The organism is Nocardioides sp. (assembly GCF_035547795.1).
Lineage (GTDB): Bacteria > Actinomycetota > Actinomycetes > Propionibacteriales > Nocardioidaceae > Nocardioides.
This window is the reverse complement of the sequence record NZ_DASZUF010000139.1, coordinates 1-15530: the sequence shown is the minus strand read 5'-3', so window position 1 is coordinate 15530 and position 15530 is coordinate 1. Positions and strand designations below refer to the sequence as shown.

At 71.6% G+C, this 15530-nt stretch carries 16 protein-coding genes; 15 read left to right on the top strand and 1 reads right to left on the bottom strand.

Annotated elements, in window-relative coordinates:
• Nucleotides 1-44 precede the first annotated feature (44 nt).
• The 5 genes from pyrR (at nt 45) to VHA72_RS09370 (ending at nt 4189) form a co-directional block, all read left to right on the top strand.
• The gene (pyrR, locus tag VHA72_RS09390) at nt 45-596 is read left to right on the top strand and encodes a bifunctional pyr operon transcriptional regulator/uracil phosphoribosyltransferase PyrR (protein WP_325574577.1); all 552 of its coding nucleotides are present in this window, start codon (nt 45-47) and stop codon (nt 594-596) included.
• Entirely contained in the window at nt 593-1531 is a 939-nt protein-coding gene (locus VHA72_RS09385) for an aspartate carbamoyltransferase catalytic subunit (protein WP_325574529.1), read from the top strand. Before pyrR ends, VHA72_RS09385 begins: the two co-directional genes overlap by 4 nt.
• The gene (locus tag VHA72_RS09380) at nt 1528-2814 is read left to right on the top strand and encodes a dihydroorotase (RefSeq protein ID WP_325574527.1); all 1287 of its coding nucleotides are present in this window, start codon (nt 1528-1530) and stop codon (nt 2812-2814) included. Before VHA72_RS09385 ends, VHA72_RS09380 begins: the two co-directional genes overlap by 4 nt.
• A gap of 124 nt (nt 2815-2938) precedes the next feature.
• Entirely contained in the window at nt 2939-3373 is a 435-nt protein-coding gene (locus VHA72_RS09375) for a DUF1810 domain-containing protein (protein WP_325574525.1), read from the top strand.
• Nucleotides 3374-3427: 54 nt separating this feature from the next.
• Nucleotides 3428-4189: a class I SAM-dependent methyltransferase gene (locus tag VHA72_RS09370; RefSeq protein WP_325574523.1), complete on the top strand. Its 762-nt coding sequence runs from the start codon at nt 3428-3430 to the stop codon at nt 4187-4189.
• Between the two features lie 3 nt (nt 4190-4192).
• On the opposite strand, the gene VHA72_RS09365 is transcribed toward VHA72_RS09370, so the two are convergent.
• Nucleotides 4193-4720, bottom strand: coding sequence for a DUF1697 domain-containing protein (locus VHA72_RS09365; protein ID WP_325574522.1), 528 nt, complete (start codon nt 4718-4720; stop codon nt 4193-4195).
• Nucleotides 4721-4825: 105 nt separating this feature from the next.
• Between VHA72_RS09365 and carA the strand changes: the two genes are divergently transcribed.
• The 10 genes from carA to metK all read left to right on the top strand — a co-directional run.
• Nucleotides 4826-5956: a glutamine-hydrolyzing carbamoyl-phosphate synthase small subunit gene (gene carA, locus VHA72_RS09360; protein WP_325574520.1), complete on the top strand. Its 1131-nt coding sequence runs from the start codon at nt 4826-4828 to the stop codon at nt 5954-5956.
• Between the two features lies 1 nt (nt 5957).
• Nucleotides 5958-9299: a carbamoyl-phosphate synthase large subunit gene (gene carB, locus VHA72_RS09355; RefSeq protein ID WP_325574517.1), complete on the top strand. Its 3342-nt coding sequence runs from the start codon at nt 5958-5960 to the stop codon at nt 9297-9299.
• Complete coding sequence (locus VHA72_RS09350) at nt 9296-10369, top strand: quinone-dependent dihydroorotate dehydrogenase (RefSeq protein WP_325574515.1); 1074 nt, start codon at nt 9296-9298, stop codon at nt 10367-10369. The genes carB and VHA72_RS09350 overlap by 4 nt, the downstream gene beginning before the upstream one ends.
• Entirely contained in the window at nt 10366-11172 is an 807-nt protein-coding gene (gene pyrF, locus VHA72_RS09345; RefSeq protein WP_325574513.1) for an orotidine-5'-phosphate decarboxylase, read from the top strand. The genes VHA72_RS09350 and pyrF overlap by 4 nt, the downstream gene beginning before the upstream one ends.
• A gap of 1 nt (nt 11173) precedes the next feature.
• A complete protein-coding gene (locus VHA72_RS09340; RefSeq protein WP_325574511.1) occupies nt 11174-11671 on the top strand; it encodes a hypothetical protein in 498 nt (165 codons plus the stop codon).
• Nucleotides 11672-11749: 78 nt separating this feature from the next.
• Nucleotides 11750-12070 (top strand): integration host factor, actinobacterial type, encoded by a 321-nt coding sequence (gene mihF, locus VHA72_RS09335; protein ID WP_325574509.1) that lies wholly within the window; start codon nt 11750-11752, stop codon nt 12068-12070.
• A 46-nt stretch (nt 12071-12116) separates the two neighbouring features.
• The gene (gene gmk, locus VHA72_RS09330; protein ID WP_325574575.1) at nt 12117-12704 is read left to right on the top strand and encodes a guanylate kinase; all 588 of its coding nucleotides are present in this window, start codon (nt 12117-12119) and stop codon (nt 12702-12704) included.
• A 1-nt stretch (nt 12705) separates the two neighbouring features.
• Nucleotides 12706-13038 carry a DNA-directed RNA polymerase subunit omega gene (gene rpoZ, locus VHA72_RS09325; RefSeq protein ID WP_325574507.1) on the top strand — a complete coding sequence of 111 codons (333 nt, stop codon included), beginning with the start codon at nt 12706-12708 and terminating at the stop codon, nt 13036-13038.
• A 7-nt stretch (nt 13039-13045) separates the two neighbouring features.
• Nucleotides 13046-14293 carry a bifunctional phosphopantothenoylcysteine decarboxylase/phosphopantothenate--cysteine ligase CoaBC gene (coaBC, locus tag VHA72_RS09320; protein ID WP_325574573.1) on the top strand — a complete coding sequence of 416 codons (1248 nt, stop codon included), beginning with the start codon at nt 13046-13048 and terminating at the stop codon, nt 14291-14293.
• Between the two features lie 54 nt (nt 14294-14347).
• A partial coding sequence (gene metK, locus VHA72_RS09315; protein ID WP_325574505.1) for a methionine adenosyltransferase occupies nt 14348-15530 on the top strand: 1183 nt, incomplete at its 3' end.

The following is a 15530-nucleotide window of genomic DNA, read 5'->3' as shown; positions in this document are numbered from 1 at the left end:
CGAACCCTGACGAGCCCGACGCCCGGCCCGACGCCCGGCCCGGTCTGGGGCCCGGCGACCCGGCCGGCGACGGCCGCGTGGTTCTCGACGCCGGCGACATCGCCCGCGCGCTGACCCGCATCTCGCATGAGATCCTCGAGCGCAACAAGGGCGCCGAGGACTTGCTGCTGCTCGGCCTGCAGACCCGGGGCGTACCGCTGGCGAGGCGGATCGCCGCCAAGATCGCCGAGGTCGAGGGCACGGCGGTGGCCACCGGCAGCCTGGACGTGACGATGTACCGCGACGACCTGCGCAACCACCCCACCCGAGCCCCCCACAAGACCGACGTGCCCGGCGGCGTCGACGGCAAGACAGTGGTCCTGGTCGACGACGTGCTCTATTCGGGCCGCACCATCCGGGCCGCGCTCGACGCGCTCTCCGACCTGGGCCGTCCGGCCGTCGTACGCCTGGCCGTCCTGGTCGACCGCGGGCATCGCGAGCTGCCGATCCGGGCCGACCACGTCGGTAAGAACCTGCCCACCGCCCGCACCGAGCGCGTCCGGCTGCGGCTGGTGGAGACCGACGGCGAGGACGAGGTAAGGATCGTGGAGGCATGACCCGGCACCTCCTCAGCATCGACGACGTGAGCGTGGCGGAGATCCGGCAGCTGTTCGAGACCGCCGCGGAGATGCACGACGTGCAGCGGCGGGAAGTCAAGAAGCTGCCGGCGCTGCGCGGGCGCACCGTGATCAACCTGTTCTTCGAGGACTCCACCCGGACCCGGTCCAGCTTCGAGATCGCCGGCAAGTGGCTCTCCGCCGACGTCATCAACCTCTCCGCCAAGGGCTCCTCGACGTCCAAGGGCGAGAGCCTGCGCGACACCGTACTGACGGTGACGGCGATGGGCATCGACGGCCTGGTCATCCGGCACTCCGCCTCCGGTGCGCCCGAGCAGGTCGCCGGCTGGGTGGACATCCCGGTGATCAACGCCGGCGACGGCATGCACGAGCACCCCACCCAGGCATTGCTCGACGCCTACACGCTCACCCGTCGGCTCGGCACCCTGGAGGGCAAGCACATCGCCATCGTCGGCGACCTCACCCATTCGCGGGTCTTCCGCTCCAACGTGAAGTCGCTGACCAAGCTCGGCGGCCGGGTGACGGTGGTCGCTCCGCCGACGCTGATGCCCAGCGGCGTGGCGCACTGGTCCAAGGAGGCGGGCTTCGGGACGTCGTACGACCTGGACGCGGTGCTGCCCGATGTCGACGCGGTGATGATGCTGCGGGTGCAGAAGGAGCGGATGAGCGGCGGCTTCTTCCCCTCCCCGCGGGAGTACACCGTCGGCTACGGGCTCACCCGCGCCCGGCTGGCCGCTCTGCGTCCCGGCACGCCGATCCTGCACCCGGGACCGATGAATCGCGGCCTGGAGATCTCACCCGAGGCGGCCGACGCCGTCGACCAGTCGGTCATCCTCGACCAGGTCTCGGCCGGCGTCGCGGTGCGGATGGCCGTGCTCTACCACCTGCTGGCCGGAGAGGAGGCAGCCGCGTGAGTCCCGACGAGCTCGACCACCGACTGCTCATCAAGGGCGTCTCGATCCTGGGGCGCAACACCGCCGACGTGTACGTCGAGGACGGCGTGGTCCGTGAGATCGGCACGGTCTCGACTCCGGCCGACTCGACGGTCGACGCCGCCGGCCTGGTGTTGCTGCCCGGCCTGGTCGACCTGCACACGCACCTGCGCGAGCCGGGCCGCGAGGACGCCGAGACGGTGCTCAGCGGGTCCCAGGCGGCGGCCGCGGGCGGGTTCACCGCGGTACTCGCGATGGCCAACACCACTCCGGTCACCGACACAGCCGAGGCGGCGGAGCGAGTCTTCGACCTGGGCCGCCAGGCGGGGCTGGTTGACGTGCAGCCGGTCGGCGCCGTCACCAAGGGGCTGGCCGGCGAGGAGCTGGCCGAGCTGGGCCTGATGGCGCGCTCGCGGGCGCGAGTGCGGGTCTTCTCCGACGACGGTCGCTGCGTGGGGGACGCACGGGTGATGCGGCGTGCGCTGGAGTACGTGAAGGCCTTCGGCGGCGTGATCAGCCAGCACAGCCAGGATCCCGCGCTCGCGGGCCCGAGCGCGTGCTGCCATGAGGGCCCGCTGTCGGGCGAGCTGGGCCTGCCGGGTTGGCCGGGCGTGGCCGAAGAGGTCATCGTCGCCCGCGACGTGATGCTCGCGCGGCACACCGGCTCGCGGGTGCATGTGGCACACGTGTCGACCGCCGGCTCGGTCGAGGTGATCCGCTGGGCGAAGGCGCAGAGGATCGACGTCACCGCCGAGGTGACCCCGCACCACCTGCTGCTGACCACCGACCTGCTCGCCGGCTACGACCCGACGTACAAGGTGAACCCGCCGCTGCGGCCCGCCGAGGACGTCGAGGCGCTGCGCGACGCGCTCGTCGACGGGACCATCGACGCGGTCGCCACCGACCACGCGCCGCACGCGCGGCATGACAAGGAGCACGCGTTCGTGGACGCGGCGTTCGGGATGCTCGGGCTGGAGACCGCGCTCGGCGTGGTCTGGACCGTGCTGGGCGACCGGCTCGGCTGGGACGGCGTGGCGCGGGTGATGAGCGCCAACCCGGCCCGGATCGCGGGGCTGGCCGAGCACGGCCACGCGATCGAGGTGGGCTGCCCGGCGACGTTCACGCTGGTCGACCCGGCCGCGACCTGGGTGGTCGATCGGGATGCCTCGCTGTCGCTGTCGCGCAACAACCCCTGGCACGACCGCAAGCTCACCGGGCAGGTGCGGGCGACCTACCTGCGAGGCCGGGAGGCATTCGCCCGCTGACCCGGCGCTCGACGAGGAGCATGGCCGTCACCAGGACGGCCACCACCGCCAACTCCTGGGCGGTGCCCCACCGGCGACCCACCGGCCAGCCGGCGAGGACCACCACGGCGCGTAGCCTGGCGGCATGAGCGCGGACGACGACCGTCTGGAGCGCTTCGTGCAGGCGCAGTCCGGCGGCGTCTACGAGCGGGCGCTCGCCGAGCTTCGAGCCGGCCGCAAGACCAGCCACTGGATGTGGTTCGTGTTCCCCCAGGTGGCCGGACTGGGGTCGTCCGCCACGTCGCGGTTCTACGCGATCGGCTCAGCCGAGGAGGCGCGCGGCTACCTCGCCCACCCGGTGCTCGGGCCCCGGCTGCTGGCGTGCGCGCGGGCGGTGCTGGACTTCGCCAGTACGCCGGAACAGCTCCTCGGCCCGGTCGACGCCGCCAAGCTGCGCTCCTCGATGACGCTGTTCGCCGGCGTGTCCGACGAGCCCGTGTTCGCCGAGGTCCTGGACCGCCACTTCGGCGGCTCGCGGTGTGACCGCACCGTGGCCTTCCTCGCCGGGCGACCCGCGTGACGGTTCGTCGAGGTAGGCAGCGGCGAGCAGTCCAGGGTCTGGCAGGGTGGCCGGGTGAGTGACCTGTTCTCCGACAAGCTGGCGATCTGGCGGGAGTACACCGAGTCTCCGTGGGCCCGGATCAGGTATGCGGTCGTCGGCGCGATCCTGCGCCGGCACACGTCCGAGTTGGGCGGCCGGCTCCGGGTCCTCGACGTCGGCGGCGGCGACGGGATGGACTCGCTCCCACTCGCGCGGGCCGGCCACGACGTCACCATCGTCGACCCGACCTCCGCGTGGCTGGCCGAAGCCCGGCGACGCGCCGACGAGGCCGGGGCGACGATCACCACCGTCGAGGCCGGTCTCGACGATCTGCCGGCGGGGGAGTGGGACCTGGTGTTGTGCCACTTCGTGTTGCGCTACCGCTCGGCCGACGCCGGGGACGTGGCGGCGCTGGCCGAGCGGGTCCGTCCGGGCGGTCGGCTCTCGGTCATGGACGTGAACCCCGACGGCCGGGTGCTCCGCGCGCTACTCAACGACGGGCCGGCGGGTGCGCTCGGCGAGCTCGCGGCCGAGCGCGCGACGGTGGAGACCTTCCAGACCGACGCTCGCAAGGTGACGTGGAACAGCACCGCGGACGAGATGGCGACCGCCGGTCTGCGCCAGCTCGGCCTCTACGGCAACCGGATCGCCAACGACCTGCTGGTCGACAACGCCGCCAAGCACGACCCGGCGTACTTCACCGGGCTTCTCGACCTCGAGCTCGCCCTGTGCGACCGCGAGCCGTTCAACCGGATCGGGTTCGCCTGGCAGCTGGTCGCCGAGCGGGTCGGCTGAGGATCAGCCCATCTTCTTCAGGATCCGCTCCAGCGTCAGCGGGGTGCGCGAGGTGAGCTCCTTGGTGTAGGTCCGCTGGATCCAACCCATCGCATCGGGGGTGCCGGTGACGGTGGTGTCCGAGACCGTGCACAGCGCGCCGTCGACCAGGCCCAGGACCTTGAGCGCCATATCCGCGGGCGGGTCCGCGTGGGTCGCCACGGGGTGCTTGAAGAACGTCACCAGCTGGTAGGACTCCCGGCCGTGGGGCAGATCCCCGAATGGAAGGTGCGAAATCAACGACTCGAGCTGCTCGCGGGAGCGCACGATCGTGGTGGCGGTGAAGCCGCGCAGCTCGGGCCAGGCCGCCTCGATCCGGTCACCGATCGCATCGGGATCATCAGGGTCGGACTCGAACACCACGTTGCCGCTGGAGATCACCGAGCGGACCGCGTCATACCCCAGGGACTCCAGCACCCCACGCAGGGACTCGTTGGACTTGCGCGGATCGCCCGGGCCGATCCCGCGGATCAGCGCCACGTACGTCGTCATGGACCTCACGCTAGCGATGCCGACCGACAAGAGTGTGGCTGATAGGGTCGCGGGAAACCGATCGTCCTTTAACCACCGTCCCGTGAGGCGGAGAAGGAGGCCCGGGTGCACAGTCGTGCCGCCACCCCTGCATTGCTCGTTCTCGAGGACGGCCGCGCGTTCCGCGGCGAGTCCTACGGCGCCGAAGGCGAGACCTTCGGCGAGGCGGTCTTCGCCACCGGTATGACCGGCTACCAGGAGACCCTGACCGACCCGTCCTACCACCGTCAGGTGGTCGTCCAGACCGCGCCGCACATCGGCAACACCGGTGTCAACGACGAGGACCCGGAGTCGAAGCGGATCTGGGTCGCCGGGTACGTCGTCCGCGACCCCGCCCGCGTCCCGAGCAGCTGGCGCAGCCGGCGCTCGCTCGACGAGGAGCTCGCGGCGCAGGGCGTCGTCGGCATCAGCGGCGTCGACACCCGGGCGCTGACCCGCCACCTGCGCGAGGCCGGCGCGATGCGGGTCGGCATCTCCACGGTCGAGACCGACCCCGAGCGGCTGCTGGCCAAGGTGCGGGCCAGCGCCGAGATGGCCGGCGCCGAGCTCTCCTCCGAGGTCACCACGCCCGAGCCGTACGTGGTTCCCGCGCACGGCGAGAAGCGCTTCACCGTCGCCGCCCTCGACCTGGGCATCAAGGACATGACGCCGCACCGGATGGCCGAGCGCGGCATCGAGGTGCATGTGCTGCCCGCCACCAGCACGCTCGAGGACGTCCTCGCGGTGCAGCCGGACGGCCTCTTCTACTCCAACGGCCCCGGCGACCCGGCCGCCACCACCCAGCAGATCCAGGTGCTCCAGCAGGCGCTGGAGCGCGAGCTGCCCTACTTCGGCATCTGCTTCGGCAACCAGCTCTTCGGCCGCGCGCTGGGCTTCGGCACCTACAAGCTGAAGTACGGCCACCGCGGCATCAACCAGCCGGTGATGGACCGCACCACCGGCAAGGTGGAGGTCACCGCCCACAACCATGGCTTCGCCGTCGACGCGCCGCTGGACGGCCCGACGACCACGCCGTACGGCGAGGCGCGGGTCTCCCACGTCAACCTCAACGACGACTGCGTCGAGGGCCTGGAGCTGCGCAGGGACGGCAGGCTCCGGGCGTTCAGCGTGCAGTACCACCCGGAGGCCGCGGCCGGGCCGCACGATGCGGCGTACCTCTTCGACCGATTCGTGGACCTGCTGGGTGGGGAGCTCTGACATGCCGAAGCGCGATGACATCACGTCCGTCCTGGTGATCGGCTCGGGTCCGATCGTGATCGGCCAGGCCTGCGAGTTCGACTACTCCGGCACCCAGGCGTGCCGGGTGCTCAAGGCCGAGGGCCTGCGCGTGATCCTGGTCAACTCCAACCCGGCAACGATCATGACCGACCCGGAGTTCGCCGACGCCACCTACGTCGAGCCGATCACGCCGGAGTTCGTCGAGAAGGTGATCGCCAAGGAGCGTCCCGACGCCCTGTTGGCCACCCTCGGCGGCCAGACCGCGCTCAACTGCGCGGTCGCGCTCGACGCGGCCGGCGTCTTGGAGAAGTACGACGTCGAGCTGATCGGCGCCACCATCGAGGCGATCCAGCGCGGAGAGAACCGCGAGGAGTTCAAGAAGATCGTCGCCGAGCTCGGCGGCGAGAGCGCCCGCAGCGTCATCTGCCACTCGGTGGACGACCTGCTCAAGGGCGCCGAGGAGCTCGGCTACCCGCTGGTCATCCGGCCCTCGTTCACGATGGGCGGCTCCGGCTCCGGCTTCGCCTACAACGAAGCGGAGCTGCGCCGGCTCGGCGGCGCCGGCCTCGCCGCCAGCCCGACCACCGAGGTGCTCCTGGAGGAGTCGATCCTCGGGTGGAAGGAGTACGAACTGGAGGTGATGCGCGACCAGGCCGACAACACCGTCATCGTCTGCTCGATCGAGAACCTCGACCCGATGGGCGTGCACACCGGCGACTCGATCACCGTCGCCCCGGCGATGACGCTGACCGACCGCGAGTACCAGAAGCTGCGCGACCTGGCCATCGGCATCATCCGCGCGGTCGGCGTCGACACCGGCGGTTGCAACATCCAGTACGCCGTCAATCCCGCCGACGGCCGCATCATCGTCATCGAGATGAACCCGCGCGTCTCGCGCTCCTCCGCGCTGGCGTCGAAGGCGACTGGCTTCCCGATCGCGAAGATCGCCGCCAAGGTCGCCATCGGCTACACGCTGGACGAGATCCGAAACGACATCACCCAGGAGACCCCGGCGTCGTTCGAGCCGACCCTGGACTACGTCGTGGTCAAGGTGCCGCGGTTCGCGTTCGAGAAGTTCCCCGGCGCCGACCCGGTGCTGACCACGCACATGAAGTCGGTCGGCGAGGCGATGGCGATCGGCCGCAACTTCACCGAGGCGCTGCAGAAGGCGCTGCGCTCGCTGGAGAAGAAGGAGGCCGTCTTCTCCTGGGCCGGCGGTCTCGACACGCTCGCTGGCGCTCGCGGCTCGACCACCGAGTCGCTCAAGGCGGACCTCCTGGAGCAGATCAAGGTCCCGCACGACGGCCGGCTCAAGGAGGTCATGGATGCGATCCGCGCCGGCGCCACCCCCGAGGAGGTCTTCGAGGCCACCAGGATCGACCCGTGGTTCGTCGACCAGTTGTTCTTGATCAACGAGGTCGCCGCCGAGATCGCCGAGGCCGACGAGCTGACCCCCGCGCTGCTGCGGCACGCCAAGCGGCACGGCTTCTCCGACGCCCAGATCGGCGAGATCCGGGGGATGAGCGCGGACGTGGTGCGCGGCGTGCGGCACGCGCTCGGCATCCGGCCGGTCTACAAGACGGTCGACACCTGTGCGGCCGAGTTCGCGGCGAAGACGCCGTACCACTACTCCTCCTACGACGAGGAGACCGAGGTCGCGGCGCGCACCAAGCCGGCGGTGATCATCCTCGGCAGCGGCCCCAACCGGATCGGCCAGGGCATCGAGTTCGACTACTCCTGCGTGCACGCCTCGCAGGCGCTCGCCACGGCGCCGAACGAATGGGGCGGCTACGAGACCATCATGGTCAACTGCAACCCCGAGACGGTCTCCACCGACTACGACACCTCCGACCGGCTCTACTTCGAGCCGCTCACCCTGGAGGACGTGCTCGAGGTGGTCCACGCCGAGCAGCAGGCCGGTCCGCTGGTGGGCGTCATCGCCACTCTCGGCGGTCAGACCCCGCTGGGCCTGGCGCAGGCGCTGAAGGACAACGGCGTGCCGATCCTGGGCACCACGCCCGAGGCGATCAACCTCGCCGAGGAGCGCGGCGCGTTCGGGCGGGTGCTGGCCGAGGCCGGCCTGGTCGCGCCCAAGCACGGCATGGCCACCACCTTCGAGGAGGCCCGCAAGATCGCCGCCGAGATCGGCTACCCGGTGCTGGTCCGGCCCTCCTATGTCCTGGGTGGCCGCGGCATGCAGATCGTGTACGACGACGAGGCGCTGCGGGCCTACATCGCCGCCGCGACCGAGGTCTCGCCGGACCGGCCGGTGCTGGTGGACAAGTTCGTCGACGACGCGGTCGAGATCGACGTGGACGCGCTCTACGACGGCACCGACCTGTTCTTGGGCGGCGTGATGGAGCACATCGAGGAGGCCGGCGTGCACTCCGGTGACTCCTCGTGCGCGCTGCCGCCGATCACGCTCGGTGCGGCCGAGATCCAGCGGATCCGCGAGGCCACTCTCGGCATCGCCCGGGGCGTGGGCGTGCGGGGCCTGATCAACATCCAGTTCGCCCTCGGCTCCGACGTGCTCTACGTGCTAGAGGCCAACCCGCGGGCGAGCCGCACGGTGCCGTTCGTCTCCAAGGCGACCGCCACCCCGCTGGCCAAGGCGGCCGCCCGGCTGATGCTGGGCGAGTCGATCGCCGCGCTGCGGGCCGCCGGCGTACTCCCCGCCGAAGGCGACGGCGGCAGCCTACCGGCGCACCAGCCGATCGCGGTCAAGGAGGCGGTGCTGCCGTTCAACCGGTTCCGCACCCCCGAGGGCGTCCAGGTCGACACCGTGCTCGGCCCGGAGATGAAGTCCACCGGCGAGGTGATGGGGCTCGACACCGACTTCGGCCGGGCCTTCGCGAAGGCGCAGGCCGGGGCGTTCGGGCCGCTGCCGACCGCCGGCAAGGTGTTCGTCTCGATGGCCAATCGGGACAAGCGCACCATGATCTTCCCGGTGAAGGTGCTGGCCGATCACGGCTTCGAGATCGTCGCCACGCAGGGCACCGCCGAGGTACTGCGCCGCAATGGCGTGGAGTGCACCGTCATCCGCAAGCACTTCGAGGGCGCCGGGGCGGAGGGCGAGCGCACCGCGGTCGAGGCGATCCTCGACGGCGAGTTCGACCTGGTGATCAACACCCCCAACGGCTCGGCCGCCGGCAAGTCCGCGCGGATGGACGGCTACGAGATCCGGGCCGCCGCCGTGGTCGCGAACATCCCGTGCATCACCACGGTGCAGGGACTCGGCGCGGCGGTGCAGGGCATCGAGGCGCTCGAACGGGGCGAGATCGGCGTGCGGTCGCTCCAGGACTGGGCGAAGGCGCTCGGGTGAGGGCGCGGCCCTACCGGCTGCTCTTCGACCAGTTCCTGGTCAAGAGCGACCCGGAGCAGGCCCATCACCAGGCGTTCAGCGCGATCCGTGCCGCCCGGCCGGTGCTGGCCCGGCGCGCCTTCCCGGGAGCGCCGGTCCAGGCGATGGGGCTGACCTTCCCCAACGCGCTCGGGCTCGCGGCCGGCTTCGACAAGTCCGGCGTGGGCATCGACGCGCTCGGCGGGCTCGGCTTCGGCCACGTCGAGATCGGCACCGTCACCGGCGAGCCGCAGCCCGGCAACCCGCAGCCGCGGCTGTTCCGGCTGGTCAACGACCGCGCCATCGTCAATCGGATGGGCTTCAACAACGACGGTGCCGAGGTGGTCGCACAGCGGCTGGCGCAGCGTCTCGGTGGTCGAGCCGGCCGTCGTGAGGCACGAGCGACGGACGCGTCGAGACCCGGGCCGGTGCTCGGCATCAACATCGGCAAGACCAAGATCGTCCCCGAGGACGACCAGGCCGCGGTCGAGGCCGACTACGCCAAGTCCACCCGGCTGCTGGCGCCGTACGCCGACTACCTGGTGGTCAACGTCAGCTCGCCGAACACGCCGGGCCTGCGCGACCTGCAGTCCGTGGAGCGGCTGCGGCCACTGCTGGAGCACGTGCGCCGCACCGCCGACGAGGCGACCGAGTCCCGGGTGCCGCTGCTGGTCAAGATCGCGCCCGACCTGGCCGACGAGGACGTGCTCGCGGTGGCCGACCTGGCGCTGGCGATCGGCCTGGACGGCATCGTCGCCACCAACACCACCATCGCCCGCGACGGGCTGCGGGCGCACCCGCACGAGCTCGCCGAGATCGGCGCCGGCGGCCTGTCGGGCGCTCCGTTGCGGGCCCGCGCCCTCGACGTGCTACGGCTGCTGCGCGGCCGGGTCGGCGACCGGCTCACCCTGATCGGCGTCGGCGGGATCAGCAGCGTCGAGGACGCCCGCGAGCGGCTGGCGGCGGGCGCGGACCTGCTGCAGGGCTACACCGCCTTCATCTACGAGGGGCCGCTGTGGCCCCGCCGGATCGCGAGGGGAGTCGCCCGATGACCTTCGGCCGCCGACTGGCGCAGGCGATGGCCGACCGCGGCCCGCTGTGCGCCGGCATCGACCCGCACGCCTCGCTGCTCCTGGAGTGGGGCCTGAGCGACGACGTCGCCGGCCTGGAGCGGTTCGCGCTGACGGCCGTCGAGGGGCTGGCCCCGCACGTCGCGGTGATCAAGCCGCAGAGCGCGTTCTACGAGCGGTTCGGCTCGCGCGGGATCGCCGTACTCGAGCGGGTCGTTGCCGCGTCCCGAGAGGCCGGCGCGCTGGTGCTGCTCGACGTGAAGCGCGGCGACATCGGCTCCACGTCGCAGGCGTACGCCGACGCCTACCTCGACCCGACCTCACCGCTGGCCTCGGACGCCGTCACGGTGAGCCCCTATCTGGGCTTCGGGTCGCTGACGCCGTTCGTCGAGACGGCGCGCCGCCACGACGGGGGGCTGTTCGTGCTCGGGCTGACCTCCAACAGGGAGGGCCCGGAGGTGCAGCGGGCGACGACTGACACCGGTGAGACGGTGGCGGCGCGGATGTTCACCCACCTGGCCGGGCTCAACGAGGGTGCGGCGCCGCTCGGCTCCTTCGGCGCCGTCGTGGGGGCCACCATCGGAGACGCGGTCGGTGACCTCGCCTTCAACGGCCCGATCCTGGCGCCGGGCTTCGGCGAGCAGGGCGGTACCGCGGCCGACATCAGGCGGATCTTCGGCGATCTCCCGGTGCTGCCGTCGTCCTCGCGCGGGCTGCTCCGCCGCGGGCCCTCCGTCACCGCACTGCGCGACGCGGCGCTGGCCACCAACGACGAGCTGCGCTGACATGCCCGCGCACCTGACCTTCCGCACGGCGACACGCCGATCCGACGTGCGGAAGGTCAGGTGCGCGGTGACGGCGGGCCTGGCGGTGAGCGTCCTGGCCGGCCTCGCCGGGTGCGGCGGCAGCCCGCAGGCGTCGTACTGCGACGAGGTGAAGAGCCAACAGACACAGCTGTCCAAGGTGATCGGTGCCGGGGGAGAGGCCGCCCTGCTCGACGCGCTGCCGATCTTCCGTCGGCTGCAGGGCAAGGCGCCCAGCGACGTCCGGGCGGACTGGACCACCGTGGTCGACGCGCTGGCCGGCCTGGACAAGGCGCTGACCGCCGCGCACGTCGATCCGAAGACCTACGACGCGAAGCACCCGCCGGCCGGTGTGAGCGCGGCCCAGCAGCGGGCGATCGCGGCCGCCGCGACCACGCTCGGCAGCCAGAAGACCCTCGCCGCGCTGGCCGCCGTCCAGCAGCAGGCGCGCGACGTCTGCCACACCCCGCTGTCGCTGTAGCCGGACCGCCGTTGCCGCACCGCAGCCTTCTGACTAGATTGGCGCGGACCGCTCCCGCCGCATGTGAAGAAGGATTCCGTGGCCCTGCCTCCCCTCACCCCCGAACAGCGCCAGGCCGCTCTGGAGAAGGCAGCCGCCTCTCGCCGGGAGCGGGCCGAGGTGAAGAACCGGCTGAAGAGCTCGGGAGCCTCCATCCTGGAGGTGATCCAGGAGGGCCAGGTCAACGAGGTCGTCGGCAAGATGAAGGTCGTCGACCTGCTCCAGTCGATGCCCGGGCTGGGCAAGGTCCGCGCCCGGCAGGTGATGGAGCGGCTCGGCATCGCCGAGAGCCGCCGCGTCCGGGGCTTGGGGGCCAAGCAGGTGGCGGCGCTCGCCGCGGAGTTCGCCGGGCGTGACTGAGCCGCCCAGGCCGCCCAGGCCGCCCAGGCCGCCCAGGCCCAGCCGTCTGGTGGTCCTGGCCGGCCCGACGGCCGTCGGCAAGGGCACCGTCGCCGCCGCCGTACGCGCCGACCACCCGGAGGTCTGGATCTCGGTCTCCGCGACCACCCGCAAGCCGCGGCCCGGCGAGCTCAACGGCGTGCACTACTGGTTCGTCTCCGACGAGGAGTTCGACCGGATGATCGCCGAGGACGAGCTGCTGGAGTGGGCCACCGTGCACCAGGTGGCCCGCTACGGTACGCCGCGCCGACCGGTCGAGGAGGCGCTGGCCGCGGGCCGACCGGCGCTGCTGGAGATCGATCTCCAGGGCGCGCGCCAGGTCCGGAAGACGATGCCGGAGGCGCTGTTCGTCTTCCTCGCGCCGCCCTCGTGGGAGGAGCTGGTGCGGCGCCTGATCGGTCGCGGCACCGAGACCGAGGCCGAGCGGGAGCGGCGGCTGGCGACGGCGAAGGTCGAGCTGGCCGCCGAGGCGGAGTTCGACGTCACGATCGTCAACCGCGAAGTTCGTGCCGCCGCCGCGGAGTTGGTAGCCTTGATGACGCTCGGTGCCCGCGGTGGCGCGAGCGACACCCGATCCGAGACCAGTGAGGCTTAACGTGGCTGCCCCCGAAATCGACGCCCAGGGCGTGACCAACCCGTCGATCGACGACCTGCTGGCGAAGACCGACAGCAAGTACAAGCTGGTCCTCTACGGCGCCAAGCGCGCCCGCCAGATCAACGCCTACTACTCCCAGCTCGGCGAGGGCCTGCTGGAGTACGTCGGCCCGCTGGTCGACACCCACGTCCAGGAGAAGCCGCTGTCGATCGCGCTGCGCGAGATCAACGAGGACCTGCTCACCGGTGTGGACGTCGACCCCGCCGAGCTGGCCGCCGAGGAGGCGGCCGCCCGGGCCGCCGTCGCCGACGACCCGTTCGCCTCCGCCGAGTGAGCTGACGCTGACCGGCGACGTCGACACGAGGGCCGCTTCCCCGTCCGGGAAGCGGCCGTCGGTCGTTCTGGGGGTCAGCGGCGGGATCGCGGCGTACAAGGCCGCCGAGCTGCTGCGTCGCTTCACCGAGTCGGGCCACGACGTGACGGTGGTGCCGACCGCCGCCGCGCTGGAGTTCGTGGGTGCGCCCACCTGGGAGGCGCTCTCGGGCAAGGCCGTGGCCACGGAGGTGTTCGAGGAGATCACCGAGGTGCCGCACGTCCGGCTGGGGCAGAACGCCGACCTGGTCGTGGTCGCGCCGGCCACCGCCAACACGCTGGCGCGGGCCGCGCACGGGCTGGCCGACGACCTGCTCACCAACGTGCTCCTCACCGCGCGCTGTCCGGTGGTGTTCGCCCCGGCGATGCACACCGAGATGTGGGAGCACGCGGCCACCCAGGAGAACGTCGCCACGCTGCGCCGCCGCGGCGCGCTGGTGATCGACCCGGCCGAGGGCCGGCTGACCGGCAAGGACACCGGCAAGGGCCGGCTGCCCGACCCGGCGGAGATCTTCGAGTTCGCTCAGGCGGTGCTGGCTCGGCGGGGCGCCACCGACCTGGCCGGTCGGCACGTCGTGGTCAGCGCGGGTGGCACCCGGGAGTACCTCGACCCGGTCCGTTTCCTCGGCAACCGCTCCAGCGGCATCCAGGGCTACGCCATCGCCCGCGCCGCCGCGGCTCGCGGCGCCGAGGTCACCGTGGTCGCGGCGAACGTGGCGCTGCCGGACCCGGCGGGCGTCAAGGTCGCGCATGTCGAGACGACCGCTCAGCTCCACGACGCCATGACGACGTACGCCGTCGGCGCCGACGCGGTGGTGATGGCCGCCGCCCCGGCCGACTTCCGACCGACCTCGGTCAGCGAGGCGAAGATCAAGAAGGCCGCCGACGGGTCGGCGCCGAGCATCGAGCTCACCCAGAACGCGGACATCCTGCGCGAGCTCAGTCAGCATCGCGGCAAGCCCGGGCAGGTCGTCGTCGGCTTCGCCGCCGAGACCGGCGACGACACCGGCTCGGTCCTGGACCTGGCCCGCGCCAAGCTGGCCCGTAAGGGCTGCGACCTGCTGGTGGTCAACGACGTCAGCGGCGGGGCCGTCTTCGGCAGTGCCGACAACGAGGCGGTCATCCTCGGCTCGGACGGCACCGCCGCCGAGGTTCCCGCGGGCACGAAGGCTGCCCTGGCCCAGGTCATCTGTGACCACATCGTGGCGCGGCTGTGACCCGCCGTTAGGCTGGGGACCGTCTCAGCAGATCCAGGAACGGAGCGCACACACGTGACCGGACGTCTCTTCACGTCGGAGTCGGTGACCGAGGGTCACCCGGACAAGATCGCCGACCAGATCAGCGACACCGTCCTCGACTACCTGCTCGAGCACGACCCCAAGAGCCGGGTCGCGGTCGAGACCCTGCTGACCACCGGCCTGGTGGTGGTCGCCGGCGAGGTGACCACCGACGCCTACGCACCGGTCGCCCAGCTGGTGCGCGAGAAGGTCCTCGAGATCGGCTACGACAGCTCCGAGAAGGGCTTCGACGGCAACTCCTGCGGCGTCCAGGTCGCCATCGGCGCGCAGTCCCAGGACATCGCCCAGGGCGTCGACACTGCCGAGGAGGAGCGCGTCGAGGGGTCCGCCGACGAGCTGGACCGGCAGGGCGCGGGCGACCAGGGCCTGATGTTCGGCTATGCCTGCGACGACACTCCCGAACTGTTCCCGCTGCCGATCAAGATGGCCCAGACCCTGGCCGAGCGGTTGACCGAGGTGCGCAAGAACGGGACGCTGCCCTACCTGCGCCCCGACGGCAAGACCCAGGTCACCATCGAGTACGACGACGAGAACCGCGCGGTCCGCGTCGACACGGTGGTGCTCTCCACTCAGCACGCCGCCGACGTGACCCAGGAGCAGCTCGCCGCCGACATCAAGGCGAACGTGATCGAGCCGGTGCTCGACCAGTTCAAGGCCAGCGTGCCGTTCGACGGCTACAAGCTGCACATCAACCCGACCGGCCGCTTCGTGGTCGGCGGTCCGATGGGCGACGCCGGGCTGACCGGCCGCAAGATCATCGTCGACACCTACGGCGGCATGGCCCGCCACGGCGGCGGCGCGTTCTCGGGCAAGGACCCGTCGAAGGTGGACCGCTCGGCGGCGTACGCGATGCGCTGGGTGGCCAAGAACGTCGTCGCCGCCGGCCTGGCCCGGCGCTGCGAGGCGCAGGTGGCCTATGCGATCGGCAAGGCGCAGCCGGTGGGTGTCTTCATCGAGACGTTCGGCACCGAGACCGTGCCGGTGGAAACCATCCAGAAGGCGGTTCTCGAGGTCTTCGACCTGCGTCCGGCCGCGATCATCCGCGACCTGGACCTGCTGCGGCCGATCTACGCCAAGACCGCCGCCTACGGCCACTTCGGCCGTGAGCTGCCGGAGTTCACCTGGGAGCGGACCGACCGCGCGGACGCGCTGAAGG

Bases quoted from the DNA above. Each gene is read 5' to 3' on its own strand.
- VHA72_RS09385 (WP_325574529.1), top strand. From the start codon at position 593: ATGACCCGGCACCTCCTCAGCATCGACGACGTGAGCGTGGCGGAGATC.
- VHA72_RS09375 (WP_325574525.1), top strand. From the start codon at position 2,939: ATGAGCGCGGACGACGACCGTCTGGAGCGCTTCGTGCAGGCGCAGTCC.
- VHA72_RS09365 (WP_325574522.1), bottom strand. From the start codon at position 4,720: ATGACGACGTACGTGGCGCTGATCCGCGGGATCGGCCCGGGCGATCCG.
- carB (WP_325574517.1), top strand. From the start codon at position 5,958: ATGCCGAAGCGCGATGACATCACGTCCGTCCTGGTGATCGGCTCGGGT.
- pyrF (WP_325574513.1), top strand. From the start codon at position 10,366: ATGACCTTCGGCCGCCGACTGGCGCAGGCGATGGCCGACCGCGGCCCG.
- VHA72_RS09340 (WP_325574511.1), top strand. From the start codon at position 11,174: ATGCCCGCGCACCTGACCTTCCGCACGGCGACACGCCGATCCGACGTG.